The 18,377-nt window shown below is 66.1% G+C and carries 16 protein-coding genes and 1 pseudogene; 8 read left to right on the top strand and 9 right to left on the bottom strand.

Translation table 11 applies throughout. From position 1 onward, the window contains the following. Positions 1-38 precede the first annotated feature (38 nt). The 8 genes from JWS14_RS00670 to JWS14_RS00635 form a co-directional block, all read right to left on the bottom strand. Positions 39-554: an SCO family protein gene (locus JWS14_RS00670; RefSeq protein WP_072947461.1), complete on the bottom strand. Its 516-nt coding sequence runs from the start codon at positions 552-554 to the stop codon at positions 39-41. Continuing rightward, positions 547-2,145: a linalool dehydratase/isomerase domain-containing protein gene (locus JWS14_RS00665; RefSeq protein ID WP_206012266.1), complete on the bottom strand. Its 1,599-nt coding sequence runs from the start codon at positions 2,143-2,145 to the stop codon at positions 547-549. The genes JWS14_RS00670 and JWS14_RS00665 overlap by 8 nt, the downstream gene beginning before the upstream one ends. A 43-nt stretch (positions 2,146-2,188) precedes the next feature. Then, on the bottom strand, positions 2,189-2,971 hold the full coding sequence (locus JWS14_RS00660; RefSeq protein WP_206012265.1) for an IS630 family transposase: 783 nt from the start codon (positions 2,969-2,971) through the stop codon (positions 2,189-2,191). Beyond that, positions 2,860-3,330 carry a helix-turn-helix domain-containing protein gene (locus tag JWS14_RS00655; RefSeq protein ID WP_241031199.1) on the bottom strand — a complete coding sequence of 157 codons (471 nt, stop codon included), beginning with the start codon at positions 3,328-3,330 and terminating at the stop codon, positions 2,860-2,862. The genes JWS14_RS00660 and JWS14_RS00655 overlap by 112 nt, the downstream gene beginning before the upstream one ends. Before the next feature lie 391 nt (positions 3,331-3,721). After that, positions 3,722-4,711, bottom strand: coding sequence for an AraC-like ligand-binding domain-containing protein (locus JWS14_RS00650; RefSeq protein ID WP_206012264.1), 990 nt, complete (start codon positions 4,709-4,711; stop codon positions 3,722-3,724). A gap of 16 nt (positions 4,712-4,727) precedes the next feature. Next, a complete protein-coding gene (locus JWS14_RS00645; protein ID WP_206012263.1) occupies positions 4,728-5,816 on the bottom strand; it encodes a phenylacetaldoxime dehydratase family protein in 1,089 nt (362 codons plus the stop codon). Continuing rightward, entirely contained in the window at positions 5,809-6,882 is a 1,074-nt protein-coding gene (locus JWS14_RS00640) for a carbon-nitrogen hydrolase family protein (RefSeq protein WP_206012262.1), read from the bottom strand. The genes JWS14_RS00645 and JWS14_RS00640 overlap by 8 nt, the downstream gene beginning before the upstream one ends. A gap of 710 nt (positions 6,883-7,592) precedes the next feature. Further along, entirely contained in the window at positions 7,593-7,988 is a 396-nt protein-coding gene (locus JWS14_RS00635; RefSeq protein ID WP_174705557.1) for a hypothetical protein, read from the bottom strand. Positions 7,989-8,852: 864 nt separating this feature from the next. Here JWS14_RS00635 and gvpJ (JWS14_RS00630) point away from each other — a divergent pair. Continuing rightward, a complete protein-coding gene (gene gvpJ / locus JWS14_RS00630) occupies positions 8,853-9,221 on the top strand; it encodes a gas vesicle protein GvpJ (protein ID WP_072947449.1) in 369 nt (122 codons plus the stop codon). After that, entirely contained in the window at positions 9,218-10,003 is a 786-nt protein-coding gene (locus tag JWS14_RS00625; RefSeq protein ID WP_206012261.1) for a GvpL/GvpF family gas vesicle protein, read from the top strand. The genes gvpJ (JWS14_RS00630) and JWS14_RS00625 overlap by 4 nt, the downstream gene beginning before the upstream one ends. Positions 10,004-10,381: 378 nt before the next feature. Here JWS14_RS00625 and JWS14_RS00620 read toward each other — a convergent pair whose 3' ends face one another. Then, positions 10,382-11,887 carry a diguanylate cyclase domain-containing protein gene (locus JWS14_RS00620; RefSeq protein WP_206012260.1) on the bottom strand — a complete coding sequence of 502 codons (1,506 nt, stop codon included), beginning with the start codon at positions 11,885-11,887 and terminating at the stop codon, positions 10,382-10,384. 1,406 nt (positions 11,888-13,293) lie between these two features. On the opposite strand from JWS14_RS00620, the gene JWS14_RS00610 reads away from it, so the two are divergent. From JWS14_RS00610 to JWS14_RS51660, 6 genes and pseudogenes are all read left to right on the top strand, one after another. Then, a complete protein-coding gene (locus tag JWS14_RS00610; RefSeq protein WP_206012259.1) occupies positions 13,294-13,899 on the top strand; it encodes a hypothetical protein in 606 nt (201 codons plus the stop codon). A 6-nt stretch (positions 13,900-13,905) separates the two neighbouring features. Then, a complete protein-coding gene (locus JWS14_RS00605) occupies positions 13,906-15,279 on the top strand; it encodes an SRPBCC family protein (RefSeq protein WP_206012258.1) in 1,374 nt (457 codons plus the stop codon). Then, positions 15,276-15,689 (top strand): gas vesicle protein GvpJ, encoded by a 414-nt coding sequence (gene gvpJ, locus JWS14_RS00600; RefSeq protein ID WP_072947445.1) that lies wholly within the window; start codon positions 15,276-15,278, stop codon positions 15,687-15,689. Before JWS14_RS00605 ends, gvpJ (JWS14_RS00600) begins: the two co-directional genes overlap by 4 nt. A 410-nt stretch (positions 15,690-16,099) precedes the next feature. Next, positions 16,100-16,465, top strand: coding sequence for a gas vesicle protein GvpJ (gene gvpJ / locus JWS14_RS00595; protein ID WP_072947444.1), 366 nt, complete (start codon positions 16,100-16,102; stop codon positions 16,463-16,465). Continuing rightward, positions 16,465-17,277, top strand: coding sequence for a GvpL/GvpF family gas vesicle protein (locus JWS14_RS00590; RefSeq protein ID WP_206012257.1), 813 nt, complete (start codon positions 16,465-16,467; stop codon positions 17,275-17,277). Before gvpJ (JWS14_RS00595) ends, JWS14_RS00590 begins: the two co-directional genes overlap by 1 nt. 478 nt (positions 17,278-17,755) lie before the next feature. Continuing rightward, a pseudogene (locus JWS14_RS51660) lies at positions 17,756-18,271 on the top strand (IS3 family transposase); the annotation flags it as partial. Positions 18,272-18,377: the final 106 nt, after the last annotated feature.

Below are 18,377 nucleotides of genomic sequence, written 5' to 3'. Positions count from 1 at the left end.
ACGCCGGGCGGGCTTGCCCGGCGGACGTGGTTGCAGGGTCACCGGAGAATCGACGACAGCCGGGTGACCAGCTCGTCTTCGTCGACGGCGTCGGTGAAATGGGTGAGATAGGCACCGTCGGGACCGAGGACATAGGTGAACGCCGAGTGTGGCATCTGGTAGTTGTGGGGATCATCCGGGTCGGCGACGGTGGTGGCGAACACGCGGAAGGATTTCTTGGCCCGGTCGATCTGTGCCGGTGTACCGGTCAGCCCCGTGAACCGCGGATAACCGGGGGAGAGGAAATCCTTCATCACCTCCGGGGTGTCCCGTTCCGGGTCGACGGTGATGTACAGCGGCTGAACGCGTTCGGCGAGCGGCCCCAGGCGGTCGAGTACCGTCGACAGGCGGTGCAGCGCACGGGGGCACACCATCTTGCAGTGGGTGAAGCCGAAGAAGATCACCGCGTACGTGCCGCGGTAGGTGCGCTCGTTCACCTCGTGCCCGTGATGGTCGACGAGGTCGAACGTTCCGCCGATGTGTCGGCCGGTGACGTTGCTCGTGGTCTCATTCATCGCTGTGTCCCTTCAGAGGGGACACAGCGAGGTGGAATGTGCGCGGTGCGCCGGCGGGAACCCGGATTCCGATACCACCCTCGACGTGATCGATCTCAATTTCCTGTGCACCGCCGGTGTGCGGTCCCGGTGCGATCGGTCCGCCGGCCCCGCCCGTCGCGACGACGACACCGTTCTCCGTCAACGACCAGTGCTTCCTGTCGGCGACGTTGCCGAGCACAATCGACCCGTCACCCTCGCGCTCACCATGTCGCTGCACGCGGAAAGTCAGCACGTCCGAGGCGGGATCGAAGCGCGCCTGGCTCACCGCGATGTCACCAGCCACATCGGACAACACAGGTTCGGTGAAATGTGCTGGGCCCCAATGTTCGTTGTACAACTTCCGCATACCGTCCGGGACGTTCAGTCGGGCGTATCCGAGTAAGGCGTTGCCGGTCAGCGGTTCGATCAGGGTGCGGTTGCCGTGTTCGTCGACCTCGGTGTCATTGCGCGGGTAGAACAGGCCCCCGTCCCGCCAGGTGGGGTTCATGAAGCGGTCGGCGTGAGTGAGGAGTCCGTGGAGTGCGGTGGTGTCGCCCATCTCCGATGCCCACGCCGCGACCCATCCGAAATCGCAGGTGTCGTTGATGACGGTTTGACCCATCACTTGCTGGGCGGGTGGGGTGCGCACGGACTTCGTGCCGTCCGGGCCGTCGACGAGGAGGTCCGTGATCTGCTGGGGGTAGTGGGCGTGGACGAACTCGCTGTTCCACGTGTTCATCAACGTTCCGCACCAGGCGTCGATCCACGGTGCTGTCGCCTCGTTGGGGACGACGGTGCCGGAATCCTGCGTGAGCATCATGTTGTAGTGGCCGGTCGAGTCGAGTCTGCCCAGTTGCTTCCAGGCTTGTTCGTAGCTGCGGGTGACCCCGGCCGCGACGTTCTCTCCGGTCACCAGATCGTGCATGCGGAAGCCGAGGATCGCCGGTTGATTGCAGATCTGGAAGGTGCAGTTGGGTTCGCAGGCGACGCCGAGATAGCCGCTCTCGACCATCTGCCAGTACAGGTGCTCGTTGAGGGAGTTCTCGTCATACTCGAATCGTTTCGGTTCGCCGCCCCAGAAGAAGGACCAGTAGTCGAAGCTCAGGGCGCCGGGCTGTGAATATCGGTCGTCACCGAAGAGGTGGTGATACATCAGGGTCATGGACTGCACGTAGGCGCTGTACATGATGTTGTCGCGGGCGACCGGGTTCCACTCCTCGTGGTAGTTCTCGGCCAGGTGCGCGTTGAACACCGCACCGCCGCGACTGACGTCGCGCCAGTACAGCCACGCCTCGGGCATCAAGATCTTCTCGATAAGACGTTCGAATACGGGTTTGAATACACCCGGTGCGTTCGGCAACCGATGGACATGGGCCAGCGCAAGCGCGTAGGCCATGTAGGCAACTTGGAACCGTATCCCCCCGAAGTCGAACTGGCCGATTCCCTTGCCCTGCATCAACGACCAGTCGTTGGGTAGCTGCCGGGACAGGTTGTCGAAATGCCGGATGTGACCGAGTTGCTCTGCGGTCAATACAGCGTCGACGTCAGCGATGTCTCGTCCATGTGCCACTTCCGGCCCGGTCTTCAGCGACGACACTAGTAGCGTGTCGCTGCTAAGTGTTGGGATATAGGTGGCGGAGTTTGATGCGGGCGTCGTCGGTGGTGAAGTGCCACTGGACCTGGCGTTGATCGGCGTTGGTCTGTCGTTGCCAGGCGGCGAGTTCGGCGCCCAGGGTCTCGAGGTCCTCGATGCGCCGGTCCAGGCACTGGCGGGTCAGCACCGAGAGTTCGATCTCGGCGATGTTGAGCCACGAGCCGTGCTTGGGGGTGTGGTGGATCTCGAGTCGCTGCGCGAGCGCGAACGCCTCGGCCGGCTCGAAGGCCTCGTAGAGCGATCCGATGCCGTGGGTATTGAGGTTGTCCATCACCAGCACCACCGTCTCCGCGTCCGGGTAGTCCACGCACAGAAGCTCTTTGACCTGCCGGGCCCAGTCGATCTTGGTGCGCCGGGGCTGGGCATCGACACGCCGCCAGCCGGCCAGGGGCTCGACCCAGCAGAAGATCGAGCAGGTCCCGTGCCGCACGTACTCGGAGTCCTCCTTCAGATCGCGTCCCGGGCCTGCAGGGATCGGGTCACGCACGTGAGCGAGGAGCTGGTAGGGCTTCTCGTCCATGCACACCACCGGGCGAGAGGGGTTGTGGGGGCGGGCGTAGACCGACAGGACATCTTCCATCCGGGCTGCGAACTCCGCGTTCGCCTTTGGTGGGATGGTCCAGCACTTCTTCAGGTGAGGACGAAGTTTCGTTTTTTTAAAATCCGGCCGATGGTCGAGTGGTCCAGGTCTGGGATGTCCTCGACCAGGGCGACGTGCTTCTCCAGCAGTCGCAGCGACCACCGGGCATGACCCTCGGGCGGCTTCGAGCAGGCCAACGCAATCAACCTGGCCTCGATCTCGCCGGTGATCTGCGAGGGCACCGGTGGCAGGTCACGCTGCTTGCGCCCGATCGTGGCCTCCACGTCCTGACCGGTTTCAGCGAACCGCTTGGCCACCAGCCGCACCGTCTCACCCGAGACCCCCAACCGTGCCGCGATCACCTTCTTCTCATCGACCGCCCCGACCGAGGTGTCCAGCGCCAGCAACACCCGGGCCCGTCGGATCATCGAGGCCGGATGCACCCCGGTGGTGGTCAACCGTTCCAAGAACTCACGATCAGCCGAGCTCAACGTCACCGGACGCTTCTTCTGCGAAGGCATTGACAACAGTCCTGACCGGCAGAGGGGAAGGGGAAGTCTGCCGCCTCCAACTTAAACGAAACAAGGCAGAACTAAGCAGCGACACGCTACTAGTTTGTCCCTTCCTCTGGAACTCGCCCGTCTGGGCGGGTTCTCCGCGTGAATATTTGATTTCCGAGAGTGCCGGTTGTGCACGTGCACTCGGAGGTTGCCCTGACCGAAACCACCGCCGGTGTTCGTGACGTGATTCACACTGCCGCGTTTTGGTGTGGTGAAGTGTTCCGATCGCGAACACGTCCGCGCGGACTGGGCCCGACTTCGTGTCGGGCGCGCGGAGCGCAATCGCATCACCAGCCTTTCGGGCGATGTTGTCGATCGGTGAAGGGCACATGAGGTGCACCGGGCGGGACGGCTACCCGAGCGCGGATCTGCGGTAGTCGCTGGGACTGCATCCGAATCGAGCACGAAAGGCCCGGCTGAAGTGCGCGGCGTCGGAGAAGCCCCAACCGAAGGCGATGTCGGAAATCGAGATGTTCGACAGAGTCGGATCGACGAGTTCCCGCCTCGTCCCGTCGAGCCGTTGCGTCCAGATCCACTCGCTGGCCGAGCACGGTTCGTCGGCGAAGGCACGGTGGAGTGTGCTGGGCGACAGGTGGAGCGTCGCAGCGACCGAAGCGACGGAAAGGTCGGGGTCGCGGAGGCGGGCGCGGATCTCCTGTTTGATCGCGGCGAGCCGCCGCGCCGCCAGCTGCGGCGGCGGTGCGTCGAGACCGGTGAATCCGGACAAGCCTGCGACTACGAGGTATTCCACACTTTGCGCTAGCGCCTCCGCCGACTGGGTGGCTATCTCGGTGTCGTCGAGGAGGGTGCGCACCATAGTGAGGAGTAGTTTCCCGGCGCCCTGAGCGCTGGGGACTCGGCGGGCGGTGAGGTCGGCCGTGTTGCGCACGAGGGTGCGCAGCGTCGAGCCCGGCAACCGGAGGACGTATTGCTCGAAGTTGTCGGCGAAGTGGAGTTCGTACGGCCGGGTGGTGTCGTACATCGCGAAGTCGCCGGGTTCGAGTCGGGCGATCCGGTCATCCTGCACGACGAATCCGTTGCCCCGGTTCTGCACACTGACAAGGAAGTAGTCGTCACTGGTCCGCGCGATGCCGGCCGGGGTCCGCAAAACGGACTGGGCCGTGGCCGTGACCTTGGACAACCCGAGCGTCACCAACTGGGCCGCCTCGATCGAGCCATCGATCGAGGCGGCCGCAGCCGAGGAACCCGGCACCTCGCACTGGAGATCGACATACGTCTGGCTAACGGCCCGGGTCCAGAACTCTCTCCGGTCGGCATGGTCCACGGAGTCGGTACTCAGGACGGTTCTCGATGTCGTCCGCCCGGCGGGATCGTGAATCATCTGTTCACCTTCAGACCTACGACGTCTCGACTACCTCGGAGTCGAGCGCTGCGCCGGACCGATGGCTGGTCGACGCCAACATCCCGGTTTCATCGTGGCACCCAAGGTACTCGAAGAACTGCTCGTCGGCCGCCGCCACGGTGACTTCGTGGTACAGGCGGAGCGTGGCCGCCGGGCCCAGAGTGGACAGGTAGCGAAGCGCGGCACCGAAAATCGCGACATGTGTGGGATGGGATTCCGCCCACCGCTCGAGGTCACCGAGGCTGCGCCACCACCTCATCCCGAACGTCTTGTCCAGCGGGTCGCCGTCGTCCGAGAGCACGGTCATGTACCGGTTCGCGAAGCACCCGAGGGGTCGGCCGGCGTCTCGCAGGAAGTTCATTCCGGTGCGGAGGACCGGTTCGACGTCGTTCAGATACAGCGCCCGCTCATCGCCGTCTGCGTCGGTCCAGTCCTGTCCGGAGCGGATCAGGCACAGATTGTCCACGGGATGCACGCGTGTGCGGGGCCCGTCGTGGGTGACGGACGGAGTACCGGAGGGTTCGAGGTTGCTCTCGGCGGCGATGGGAAGCCGGTCACGCATACCGCCCCAGTAGCCGTGCTCGCGGATCTCACCACTGAGGGCCTCGGAGATTCGAGCGACACCCTCGAGTCGGTCGACGGCGGAGAAGAGTGTCTCGAAACGTCGGACCTCGGGGTGAAGGACCTCGACGAAGAAGCCGACGCCGTTGGTGTGGCGCCTCGGTGCGGTCCACTCCGAACCTATTTCGGTGAACCACCGGTTGAACGCCTCGTCATTGGCCCAATACCCGATGACGATCTCCGTCTCGTACCCTCTCTCATCGAGGTAGCGGGCACGTTCGATCCGTGGGGATCCCGCCGCGACGGCGAGTTGTCGTCGCAGGCCTGTCACCGCTTCCTGTGCGACGTGTCGTTTTTCGTTGATCGACTGAACTCCGAAGTAGGCCATTACCACTCGGGTCGTTGAGGTGTCGTAGCGGGCCGTGTACGACGGATATGGCGGGTGGAAATTGTGGGGTGTCCGAACAGGGCACGTCCGCGCCGGGGCCAGGTGCGCCGGGATCGCCGACTCGTAATCAGACATGCTGCCGGGTGAGGGTGCCGTCGAGCGCGAGTTCTTCAGGGAGGCTGTTTACAGCAGCGGATATGGTGTCGTCTCCCTCGAACATTCGGGTCACGCCAGCTTCGTCGGGCGTCCCTGAGATGATGCGATCGCCCGGAGCCTTGTTCAGCCACAACCGGGTTACATCGGGTCGCGCGTAATGTCCGGCGGGATCGGCGGCGGCCTTGGCGACAGCGATCGCGCTTGTGTCGATGTCGGCGTAGACCAGGCCTTCGGTCGACGGGTCGAGGGGCTCGTGCAACAGCTGCCCGTCGGGTCCGAAGATCCGGGCGTATCCACCACCTTCCGACAGCATCGCCCGCTTCGCGTCGTCGGTGCACAACCTCTCCACCATGTCCGCCGAAACCGTGGCGCAGGGCGCGATCACAAAGCTCCCACCCTCGACGGCATACACGCGGCTGGCGGCCGTGTTCACCTCGGGGCCCAACGCATACGCTGCGCCTGGGTAAAGCGAAAAACTGGGCCAGGCACCGACATGAATCTGTTCGTTCTGCGCGTACATGGCGTACTTCGACAGCGGCTGAAGGTGCTCCCAACAGCACAATGCTCCGAGTCGGCCGAGATCGGTGTCGTAGACCGAGAGGTCGGTTCCGTCGCCCTCCCCGTACACGGTCCGTTCCACGTGGGTCGGCTTCAGCTTGCGCCGGGTGGCGATCGTGCGTCCGTCAGCTCCGATGATCCACTGTGCGATGTAGAGGCTGCCCTGGAACCGCTCGCTCAGCCCCATCACGACCATGATGTGGTTGTCGCGTGCGGCGGCGGCGAGGCGATCGGCCTCAACCGATCCGTACTCGAGGGAATTGTCGAAATACCGGCCCGTGAACTGGAGGGCCCAGGCGGGGGAGTCGAGCCAGATGTGAAATGGATAACCGGGTAGGAAGGTCTCCGGGAAGGCGATCAGCTCGGCGCCGGCGTTCGCCGCCTCCTCGATCAGTGCGATGGCCTTGTCGATTGACGCTTCCAAGTTGAGGAAGACCGGTGCGGCCTGGACCGCCGCGGCACGGAAGGAATGATGATGTGACGCCATGAGAATCTCCTCTGCTGGGGAATAGAGAGAAACCTAGGCCTCAGAACACCCCCGCTGTGGCCCCAGTGACGCGACCTTCTTGACTGACAGCCGCACACCACGATGGATCCGGAGCCGGTCATCAGTGCTGCCACCGATTTGGCGATGGCGACCCCGGCATTGGCGCCGAACGCGATGATCACCGTGCGTGTGCTCTCACCGCCGGTGTCCGTCTCGACGGCCAGTGGTCCCGGATCGTGGGCCCTGGTCACCTGTCGAGTCTCACACGAGAATGTGCCGCGAGCACTGGCCGAAACCACGTGCGGCAGCTACTGCGTGTCGGGATGGTCGGCGACTGCTGCCCGAGGCATCGGGCGGTGCCTGGGCGCCGACCCGCCGCAATCGGTCCCCCTCTCGCGGCCAAAATGGGGTTCGCGGGATGACCCGCTCGGCGCTGGGATGCGCCCAGGGACGGCGGCCGGGAGGGTGCTGCACAAACTGGCGCCGCGGAGGAGCCGGCGACCCTGACAGAAGGCCGCGGACTGTACTGACGTGACCTTCACCGGCTTCTGCGACGCGAATGTGCTTGTACTCGAGTGTTGCACGAGACGTGCTGATTTGGCTCGCGCAGGCGGGCCTGGTGCACGCGCGGTGGGCGGATCGCATCCCGGGCGTAATGTTCGAGGACGTGGCGGGGGATCGACCGGACATCCGCGATGATCGTGGCGATGTTACGGCGACGGGGGTTCGATGGGGTCGAAAAGCGGTACCACCGTCGCCGCACGGAGCCGCTCCTTGTGTCGCTGCCGCTCCTCCCATTGCGCCGTCCTGTCGGCGGCCTCGGCTTCTCGTCGCTGCTCGAGCCGCCGCCGTTGCAGAGCGACGGTCATCTGTGTGGCGAGGATATGGCGCCGTAACTCCTCGGCGCGCTCTGCAGCGACAGTGTCACCGAGATGAGTGGCGGCAGTTCGGTCGCACTGGACAAGGAATCCCTCGTAGGTCAGCCTGGACCGGTCGTGCTCATCCAGGCGTGATTCCGCGACCTGTTCGATCAATTGCAAAGGGATACGTAACATTCGGTAATTCATTCGCAAAAGCGTGAGCGGTATCGACCGCAATGTTGTCACGCTCTGGGATGCTAACCCTCGCGGCGGAAACATGTGGATGATCGGCTGCCCGAGGTCGGTGCGCGGGAAGCATCAGCACTGCACGCATGTCGCGCACGGCCGCCGTCCGTGCCGCCCCGAGGGGGTCAGGAGGTACGAGATTTGCCGATATGCCCAGATCGCCAGGAAAGAAGTACCGCCGACCACACAGTGCCGAACGGTCGGTTTGGCATTGTTGGTGGCTACTGCCCCGAGTAGCGTCAACTTCAGCGGCCCGGGCGGCCGCGAAAACATCTGATGCGTGGTCGTCCGCTTCGCGTTCCCCACAGCGCGAATCGAAGGAGTGCGGCCATGATCACATCAGTGGCATCCAACCTGTCAGGTGGGGAGTCTGCAGGCCGTGGTGCGCATCGTCGACGCAGACCTGCCCGCCGCCTGCGGGCCGGAATGTTGACCCTTGCAGCGACCGCCGCGGCAATGATGCTGGTGGCTCCGCACGCCGCAGCTGCGGCCATCAACACCACAACGACAGTCTCGATCCAGGGTATGGCTGCGACGACGTGCCCAGTCACCTTGACCGCCCAGCTTGCGCCCGCTTTCACCGGTGGCACGGTCGCATTCAAGGAGGGCAGGGCAATGCCACGCTCGGCGCCGCGGCGGCCGTGACGAAGGAACCGCCAGTATCCAGCACACCTTCGGGGCCGAATCGACTAGCCTCCAGCGGTTTTGACTGATTGAATTTCGGCCGTTGCGGGTAGTCCGGTAGTTCGCGCGCGGGCATCCGTTTCGGGGTATGCCCGCGCGGGGCGAGTCCGGCCGGGGCGCCGAGCGGACCACAGACGGAAAGTTCCGGGACGGGGGTGGCCGGGAGCGAGGAGCGATGCAATGACCACAGCGGGCGGTCCGAGCTCGAGCAGTCTGGCGGATGTCATCGACACCATCTTGGACAAGGGCCTGGTCATCGACGCCTACGTGCGGGTCTCGCTGGTCGGTATCGAGCTGCTGACGATCGATGCCCGTGTCGTGGTCGCCAGTGTCGACACCTATCTGCGGTTCGCCGAGGCGGCGAACCGGCTGGCGATCGGCAGCGAACCGAAGGGTCTGTCCGACCTGGTCTCCGACGTCAAGGGCAGCGGCAGCACCAAATCCAAGACCAAGGGTGTCCTCGAGGGCGTGGGGGAGACCCTCGGTGAGCTGCTCGGCGGATCATCCGGCGGCGAACGCGAACCGGCACCGCGGCGGAGACAAAAATGACCTCCCCGGAGGACACCGACGACACCGAGGGCGCTGCGGCGTCCGTGATCTACGTGTATGCAATCGTGCCCGCGGACGTGCAACCGGAAGAGGATGCGACCGGTATTCACGATGCCCCGATCGAGAGTGTCACGCACGGCGACATCGCGGCCTTGGTCAGCGAGATCGACCCGGACCACCGACTCGGCACCTCCGCGGATCTGCAGGCCCACGCCCGCATCCTCGACGGCACCTCGCACGTGGCCCCGGTGCTGCCGCTGCGGTTCGGTGCCGTCGTGTCCGACCGCGACGCCGTGATCAACGAGTTGCTCGCCGAACATCACGACGAGTTCGCCTCGGCTCTCGACGAACTCGAGGGTTTCGCGCAGTACATGATCAAGGGCCGCTACGTCGAGGAGAGCATCGTTCGGGAGATCGTCGACGAAAGCCCGAAGGCTACCGCCCTGCTCGAGTCGATCCGCGGCCAACCCGAGGAGCTCACCCGGGACGCCCGGATGGCTCTGGGCGAGATCATCGGCCACGCCCTCGAGGCCAAGCGGGAGACGGACACCCGTATCACTCTCGACGCGTTGTCACCGCTGACCGACACCGTCACCGTTCGCGAACCCACCCACGACGAGGACGCCGTCCAGATCGCGATCCTCCTCGAGGTCGACCGGCAAGACGCACTCGAGCAGACGGTGGGAGAGCTGGCCGCACGCTGGGACAACCGGGTGACGATGCGCATCCTCGGCCCCATGGCCCCCTACGACTTTGTGGTGAGACCGAAACCGGAGGGCTGACGAACGATTCTGTGGCGTGCAGCATTCGAGGAGTCTGTGTTCATCGTTGCAGTCGGTGACGCGCTGTGAGCACAGGACTCCTTTCGTGGTCGACGATGCGTGTTCTGCCGCTGATCGTCGGAACATTCGCGGTGCGGTGCGGTGCTCCCGGCGGCAGTCGAGGGCCTCCGCGGTGGCCGGTATGAGGAGTGGTGGGCGCACCCCAGGGCGGGTGTCGCGGTGGACCGGCCTAGATGTTGCACGTTCAGCAGGCACGACATCGCGGTGAGCAGTTGTTACTCGGAGCGTTCCCGCCGTTGCCGGTGTTGGAGCGGCAGAATGTCGGGGGTTTGACGCATACCGTGGCGGGTTTGTTGAGCCTCGGTCCCGGGGTACCGCTCAGCGGCCTGGGTCTGCGGGGTCGGGGCTGTGTAGTGCGTACCGGCCGGGGCCGGTGGCCTTGGCCCGGTACATCGCCCGGTCGGCGTGATGAATCAGCTCGTGCGGGGAGACGGCGGCACCGGTGACGGCGATCCCGACACTCGCCGTGATCGGGGCAGCCCCCGGGTGCGGGTCCACGGTGGCGATCAGGTCGGCGATCGCGGTCGCCTCCGCGGGACCGGTGACGGCCGGGCACAGGATCAGGAATTCGTCGCCGCCCAGGCGCGCCACGGTGTCGGTGGGCCGGACCAGGGACCGCAGGCGGTCGGCGAGTCGGACCAGGGCGGCGTCGCCGCCGGCGTGCCCCAGTCGGGCGTTGAGGCGGCGGAAGTTGTCCAGGTCGATCACCAGCACCGCGACCCGAATGCCGGTGTGCGCCGCCTGGTCGAGGGCGGCGGTGATCCGCTCCAGGGCCAGGGTGCGATTCGGCAACCCGGTGAGCGGGTCGTGCAGGCTCTGATGCCGCAACCGCTCCTCCACGCCGAGTCGGTCGATCGCGGTGGACAGTACCGCGGCCACCGCGGACACAAACGCCACCTCACGCTCCGGGGCGACACGCGGTCGGGCGAAATGGGCGGTCAGCACTCCCCAGATCGGATCGTGCCCGATCGGCACGCCGATGCCGCTGCCCAGCCCGTGCGCGGCCATATCCGCGCTGGCGAACCGTCGCTCGCGGGCGCGGTCCGGGCAGCACACCACCACCGCCTCGGCGGCCGCGTACCCGGTCAGCGAGCCGCAGCCGGCGGCGACGGTGCTCGGGCGCGGCCCGGGTCCGTGGTAGCCGAGCACCGGCAGGGCCGCCCCGCCGGTACCGTGCACCCGGGCGACCGCCGCGCACCGCGGCCCCAGCAGCGCGGTGACCATCCCGGTCGCCGCGGTCAGGAGCGTGTCGAGGTCGGCGGTGACCGCGAGCCGGCTCAGTTCGGCGAGTACGTGTTGTTCCCGGCACCGGCGGTCGGCGTCCGCGAGAGCGGCGAGCAGCGGGTGTTCCCGCTCGCCGGAGGTGGACGGCTCCCGGGCGATCGCCCCGATCAGCAGTGGCCGCCCGTCCGTGTCGCGTTCGGTGACGAAAACCGACAGGACCGTCGGGATCGGTGTTCCGGTGCGTAGGTGCCGCAGCTCCGTTTGCCCGCACCACCGACCATGTTCGGTCAGGGCGGCGGAGACTTCCGGTGCCTGTTCCACCACGGTGTCGGTGCAGACGTCGGCGACCGTGTGCCCGAACGCCTCGCCGCCGTCCGGGAATCCGAGCAGGGCGGCGCCGGCCGGGTTGAGGTACCGGAGGCGGCCCGACCTGAATTCCCACAGTCCTACGGGGGTCGGTGCGCATTCCAGTGCGGCGGCCAGCTGCGCCGACATCGCCGCGCCCGGGAACGATCCCGTTTCGGATCGGGTCCCCTCTTCGGGGAACCCGGATTGTCCGGCGCCCTCCGGCACCCGGCATGGTTCGGATAATTCAGTCACTACTGGTCGGTTTCATTCTCGTTCAACAGCTTTCAGTGAATTGGTATGTCGCACCGGATGGCGCATTCGTTTCGCGTGAAGGCCGCCCAGGCGGCGCGGACATGCCGAGGCGGAGATGTCCTGGGGCCCGATGCCCTACGCCGCGGGCTCCCTGCTGATCCATGGGTGCGGGGTGTGGTTTCGGGCAAGTCGCGCTGATCAACGAGCTGGTGACGAGGCCGTATCTGGTGTTCATCCGGGTCGTCTCCGTGAGGGTGTCCTTTGTATATGCTGCGGCCGGGAATTTCCGAGACCAGTCACTCTCGTGCACGGTGAGATGAAAATGCAGAAACGGGACCCTCAGATATCCGATGTCGGCAAAATCACGTGTACATACTGCGAGGCCCACATTCTCGAACCGCGCTTCGCGCAAGGTTATTCTGGGGTCGACCGGCCTGATTTCGAGGTGACAATTTCGACTCGACTGCGTAATCGCCCGCCGACCGGGCACCCCGCAGGCCGAGCTCGCCTGCCGGCGGAGGATGGCGGTAGGGACAGGCGTCACCTGGCCGGTGATCGTACTGATCGGGGCGGTGGCCCGGCTGCCCCAGGTGAGCCGGGTCACCGCTGGCCTGGATTGCTCGGTCGGTCGGCTCGGTCGGATGCCGCCGCCGAAGGTGACGCTCAGTCACCTGCCTCGAACGCGACGTCGAAGTTGATTCCTGCAGAACCCATCAGAATTCACGCCTTTCCTGGTGATGAATCCACGGGTTCGTCGATCCCCGCTTACCATGCCTATCGCGCTCGGGGCTGGGAAGCGTTTCGCAAAAAAAGCGAATTTCTCACATAATGAAATTAACAACCGCCCATAATGTTCTGTGCAAATTAACGACCGCCCATAATGTTCCTGGGTAATCAATTTGGGAAATGGGGGCAACTCCGAATTACTCGGCGCGTTTGTCTCTCGTGTGTATTTGCGTGATCCACGAGATTACGGAGGTGGGACCACACGTGGGCTACGGCGGGGTGGGCGAGCGCTCGACCTCGGTCCGCGCGCGGCGGGGCGCCCCGCCGGCCGAAGGGGTTCGGCGACCGAGCGGGGCTGGCTGCCCGGTCCACCTTCGCGGCGCGGGCAGCGTACTGAGCGGGTACCCGCAGATAACTGCGATACGCGGGTATCCCCGACGGCCCGCGGTCGTACCGTGCGGTCCTGTCCGATGTGACGCGGTGACGAACGTACTGCTCGCCGAACACGACGACGAGTTCGCCTCCGCCCTCGCGGAACTCGAGGGCTTCGGCAGATTGAGCGGAGCGGCCCCGGGGTAGTCGGCGGAACGAAGGCACCACCCACCGACCACGGCCCCATCCTTTTCGCCGACGCCGGCGCCGAGGTGCACCACATCTTCTCGACAACAAGGGGTTGGGCGATGACAGGCAAAGGTCAGATGGCGTTGGCCGTGGGTGCCGGGTACATGCTGGGCCGCACGCACAAGATGAAGTTGGCGTTGATGCTCGCGGGTGCCGGAGCATCCAGTCGGTTTCCTTCCGGATCACTGGGTGTTCTCGGACAAGGAGGAAGGCTGCTCGCGAACTCACCCGAGGTTGCCAAGCTCGGCGAGACGGTCCGCAAGGAATTGATGAACGCGGCGAAGACGGCCGCGGTGACCGCGGCCAGTCGTCGCATCGACTCGCTGAACTCCCGGTTGCAATCGGGCGGTGACGAGATCCCGGACGGGAAGAGGTCCAATCGCAGGCGTCGTGAGGAGCCTGAGGACGACTACGACGACGAGGAGTACGCAGAGGTCGAGGAGGAGCCCGACGCAGACGAGGACGAGGGTTCCGAGGAGGAGGCGCCTCGCGCCCGGAAGCGTCCGGCCCCGCGCCGCCGCTCCTCGAGTAGTGGTGGTTCCCGGCCGACCCGGTCCCGGTCGTCGACGAAGAAGGACGACGAGGACGAGACCCCCACCCGTGTCCGGAAGTCGCGCGCGAAGGCGACGACCGATGTCATCCCCATTCGACGCACCCGGAAGTGATCAGCGATGACCTCGAATCTCGACAGTGCGGCGAAGAAGCTGCGCAAGAATGTCTCCGGTGCGTCCGGTGAGGCCGCCTCGGTGTCACCGCTGCAGAAGGCGGCGCAGGGCCTGCTCGGCACCGTGACCGACAAGGCGTTATCCACCGTCTCGGACAAGGTGGCGGGCGCGACCGGCCGGCTGACCGACTACGCCGAGGGCGGCGGTGGCAGCCTGCTGTCCGCGGTCACCGGAAACGGCAACGGCAACGGTGACGGGAACGGGAAGGGCGACGGCAAGTCACTGTTCTCCGGGCTGACCGACAAGGTGAAGGACACGGCGTCGGATGTGAAGGACGCGGTCACCGGCGGCGGCGGTGGTGGTGGCGGTAAGGGCAAGAAGCTCAAGTTGACCAACATCGTCGAAACGATCGATGTCGGTGTGCCGGTCCAACTGGCGTATAACCAGTGGACCCAGTTCGCCGACTTCCCCTCGTTCATGAAGAAGGTCGAGCGGGTGGAGCAGGAAGCGGACGAGAAGCTCGAGTGGAAAGCGAAGATCTTCCTTTCGCATCGCACCTGGGAGGCGTCGATCCTCGAGCAGGTCCCGGATGAGCGGATCGTGTGGCGGTCGAAGGGTGCCAAGGGTTTCATCGACGGTGCGGTGACGTTCCACGAGGTGACTCCCGATCTCACCCGGATTCTTCTGATCCTCGAGTATCACCCGAAGGGGTTGTTCGAGAGGACGGGAAACCTGTGGCGGGCGCAGGGTCGGCGAGCGCGTTTGGAGTTGAAGCACTTCGGTCGTCACGTCATGACCCAGTCCGTTCTCCATCCCGACGAGATAGAGGGGTGGCGCGGAGAAATCCGGGACGGCAAGGTCGTCGAGCCCGAGGAAGTGGAACCAGAAGACGAGCAGGACGAAGCGCAGCTGGACGAGGGCGAAGAGGACGAGACCGAGGAGCCCGCTGAAACAGACGAGACCGGGGGCGAGTACGAGGAGCCGGAGGAAACGGACGAAGGCGAGGAGCCGGAGGAAACAGGGGAGGACGAGGCCGAGGAAACGGACGAGTACGAGGAACCCGAGGAGGACACCGAGGAGCCGGAGGAAACAGACGAGACCGAGGCTGAGGAGCCCGAGGAGGAGGCTGAGGAGCCCGAAGAGGAGACCGAGGAGGAGGCTGAGGAGCCCGAAGAGGGGACCGAGGAGGCATCACCGCCGCCAGCACGTCGTGGCCGCCCGCGTAAGACCGCGGCCGCGAGTGAGGACAAGGCGCCGGCACGCCGGGGTCGCCCGCGCAAGACGGCGGCCGCGAGTGAGGACAAGGCGCCGGCACGCCGTGGCCGCCCACGCAAGACCGCGGCCAAGTCCGCCGGTTCGAAGCAAGGAGCGCGGCGATGACGTCGATACAACCCGCAGGTCGTGGCGGTGGCGGGGGCGGAGTCAGCGGCGGGCCCAGCTCGAGCAGCCTCGCCGACGTCATCGACACCATCTTGGACAAGGGCCTCGTGATCGACGCGTACGTGCGCGTGTCGCTGGTCGGCATCGAGCTGCTGACGATCGACGCCCGCGTCGTTGTCGCCAGCGTCGACACCTACCTGCGGTTCGCGGAAGCGGTGAACCGGCTCGAGATCGGCAGCGAGCCCAAGGGGCTGACGGACCTGGCTGGAGGCGGCGATGGCGACTCTGAATCGAAAACCCAGGGCGCACTCGGAGCCGCCGGCGAAAAACTCGGCGACCTCCTCGGCGGCGGACAGGAAGAACCTCAGCGCGAACGGGTTTCACGCAAGTCCACTCGCGAGGACAAGTGATGTCAAATCGTCCCGCTGGTCGTCTGCGCGACACCGGCGACGGCGCGCAGAAACGTCGGAACAGAACACCAACGACACACCCGAGGCCACGTCCCAACGGTGTCTACGTGTACGGCATCGTGCCGACGGTGACCGGCGTCCGAGGAGCCGACCGGTCGGACCGTTTCGCGCAGGGGTGGGCGCGTCGAATTACTCAGTCCTTAGCGGTCTCTGCTGGATTGAGCGTCCGGGGTTCCGGGGTAGTCCGGTAGGCCGCACGTACACCTCCATTTCGGTACTGCACCGGGACGAGCTGGACGCGGCGAGAGCGCCGAGCGGGCCGAGAAACGACCGGTACCGCCACGCGTCACCGAGCCGCCCGCACGCGGTGTTGCGGGAGGGGCGAGAGCGGGGCAGGGAGGAGCGAGGAGATGACCACAGCGGGCGGGCCGAGTTCGAGCAGTCTGGCCGACGTCATTGACACCATCTTGGACAAGGGCCTGGTCATCGACGCATACGTGCGGGTCTCGCTGGTCGGTATCGAACTGCTGACCATCGACGCCCGGGTCGTGGTCGCCAGTGTCGACACCTATCTGCGATTCGCGGAGGCGGCGAACCGGCTGGCGATCGGCAGCGAGCCGAAGGGGCTGTCCGATCTGGTGTCGGGCGGGACGGAGAAGATTGCGAAGTCGAAGACGAAGAGTGCGATCGAGGAGAAGCTCGGCGGGCTGCTGGGCGGGCAAGAGGAACCGGAACGGGAACGGGCGTCGCGCAAGTCGACTCGAGGTGACAGGTGATGGTTACGGAGCAGACGAAGAACCAGCACAGCGAGAACGCAGAGAAGTCGGACAAGAGGCAGACGACGGGGGTGTACGTCTACGGCATCGTCCCGGCCGACGTCGAACCCGGGGGCGACGCGACCGGGGTCGCCGACGGGAAGGTGGACGTCGTCACGGACGGTGACATCGCCGCCCTGGTCAGCGAAATATCCGTGAACCGTCCACTGGGCAGACCCGAAGACCTCCGTGCTCACGCGAACGTGCTGGACGGGACGTCCCGGGTGGCGGCGGTGCTGCCTCTGCGGTTCGGTGCGGTGCTCACCGACGCCGACGCCGTGAAGGAGGAACTGCTTTCGGCGCATGCGGACGAGTTCGCGGCGGCCCTTCAACAACTGGAGGGCAAGGCCCAGTACGTGGTGAAGGGCCGGTACGTGGAGCAGGTGATCCTGCGGGAGATCCTCGACGAAAACGAGCAGGCGGCGCAGTTGCGTGACGAAATCCGGGACAAGTCGGAGGCCGCCGGCCGCCAGGCGCGGATGGCGCTCGGGGAACTGGTGAACAACGCGATCGCCGGCACGCGCGAGGAAGACACCCGCAAGACGGTCGAGGCCCTGGGCGACCTCACCGACTCCGTCAACCGCCGCGAACCCACGCACGAGGAGGAGGCCGTGCACGTGGCGGTCCTCGTCGACGTGGACCGGCAGGACGGACTGGAGCGGGCGGTGGGAGCGCCGGCCGAGGAGTGGGACGGCCGGGTCGAGATAAAGCTGCTCGGGCCCATGGCCGCCTACGACTTCGTGGTCACCCAGAATCCGGCGGGGCAGGGCTGAACCAAGATGCGCGATCAACTCCCCGACCACGTCGAGGTCCCACAGCCCTGAAGCACCCCACAGCACCGGGCGTCTCGAACCACGCCGGCGGTGAAGGCGATCGAGGACGATCGCCAGGCGCACTCAGTACGAGGCCGGCGATCGCCACACCCTCACCCCGAAGGCGCGCGAAGGTCGCGGCCGTGCTGGTGCGGGCGGGCTTGGTCACCACCCGCTCCTCAACAGCGACCGGGCGGTCGTCGACCCCGAGCTCCATCCGCGCGGGTCGCCATCGCGTCCCGGGCCGGTCAGTGGTCTGCTCATCGCTTACCTCCGTGCGCGGGAGCGGCGCGCAGGTTTCGAAAAGAAACGTCCTTCACGTGAGGCCGCTCGGGCTCCGGCGTCTCCGCGGGCGAACGTCGTCACTTACCGGCCCGTGAATCGATACAGTCCCGAAGATGGCGCCAGTCCACCATCAGGATCGGCGGCGGCAGCACCGAGACGCTCGCACTCAACTCGCCCCGCCCGGGGAGCCGGGCGAGGAACTCCTCGCCCGGGCGGTGACTGCCGCCCTGACACAGGGCGCGTCCTGGGCGCAGATCGGCGCACGGCTCGGGGTTCCCGATCTCTGCGCACCGGACCGCGAGTGTTCCGACCGTCAGGGGCAGGACGCGATCGTCGACCACAAAAACGCGCGACACGTGCAGCGGCTGTGCCGGGCGCTCGGGATCTCCCGCTCGGGTCCCTACAAGCACCTGGCTACTGAGCCGGCCCGGGTCGAGCGCCAGGCCGACGAGGCCACGACGGTCGCCGAGAGCCGCGCCATCCATACCGAGCAGCGCAGCGCGTACGGCGCTCCCGCCCGCATGCCGAACTCCGGTCCTGCGGACGCAGGATCAACCGCAAGCGGGTGGCCCGGCTGATGCGAATCCACCACGTCGTGGGCCGGCACCTGCGCCGCAGCAAGCGCACGACGATCGCGGACAAGTCGGCGCCAGCCGTCCCGGACCTGATCAGATAGTGGTGGATTCCCTGATCCTGGTGCGCCTGATCATCTGCCGCTCCTGATGGGGGCGCTAACCAACCCGGCGGAGCTGGCGCTGGCCGATGTCGAGTCGCAA

The sequence above is a fragment of the Rhodococcus koreensis genome, assembly GCF_017068375.1.
Taxonomy (GTDB): domain Bacteria; phylum Actinomycetota; class Actinomycetes; order Mycobacteriales; family Mycobacteriaceae; genus Rhodococcus_F; species Rhodococcus_F koreensis.
This window is presented reverse-complemented; position numbering and strand designations above follow the sequence as displayed.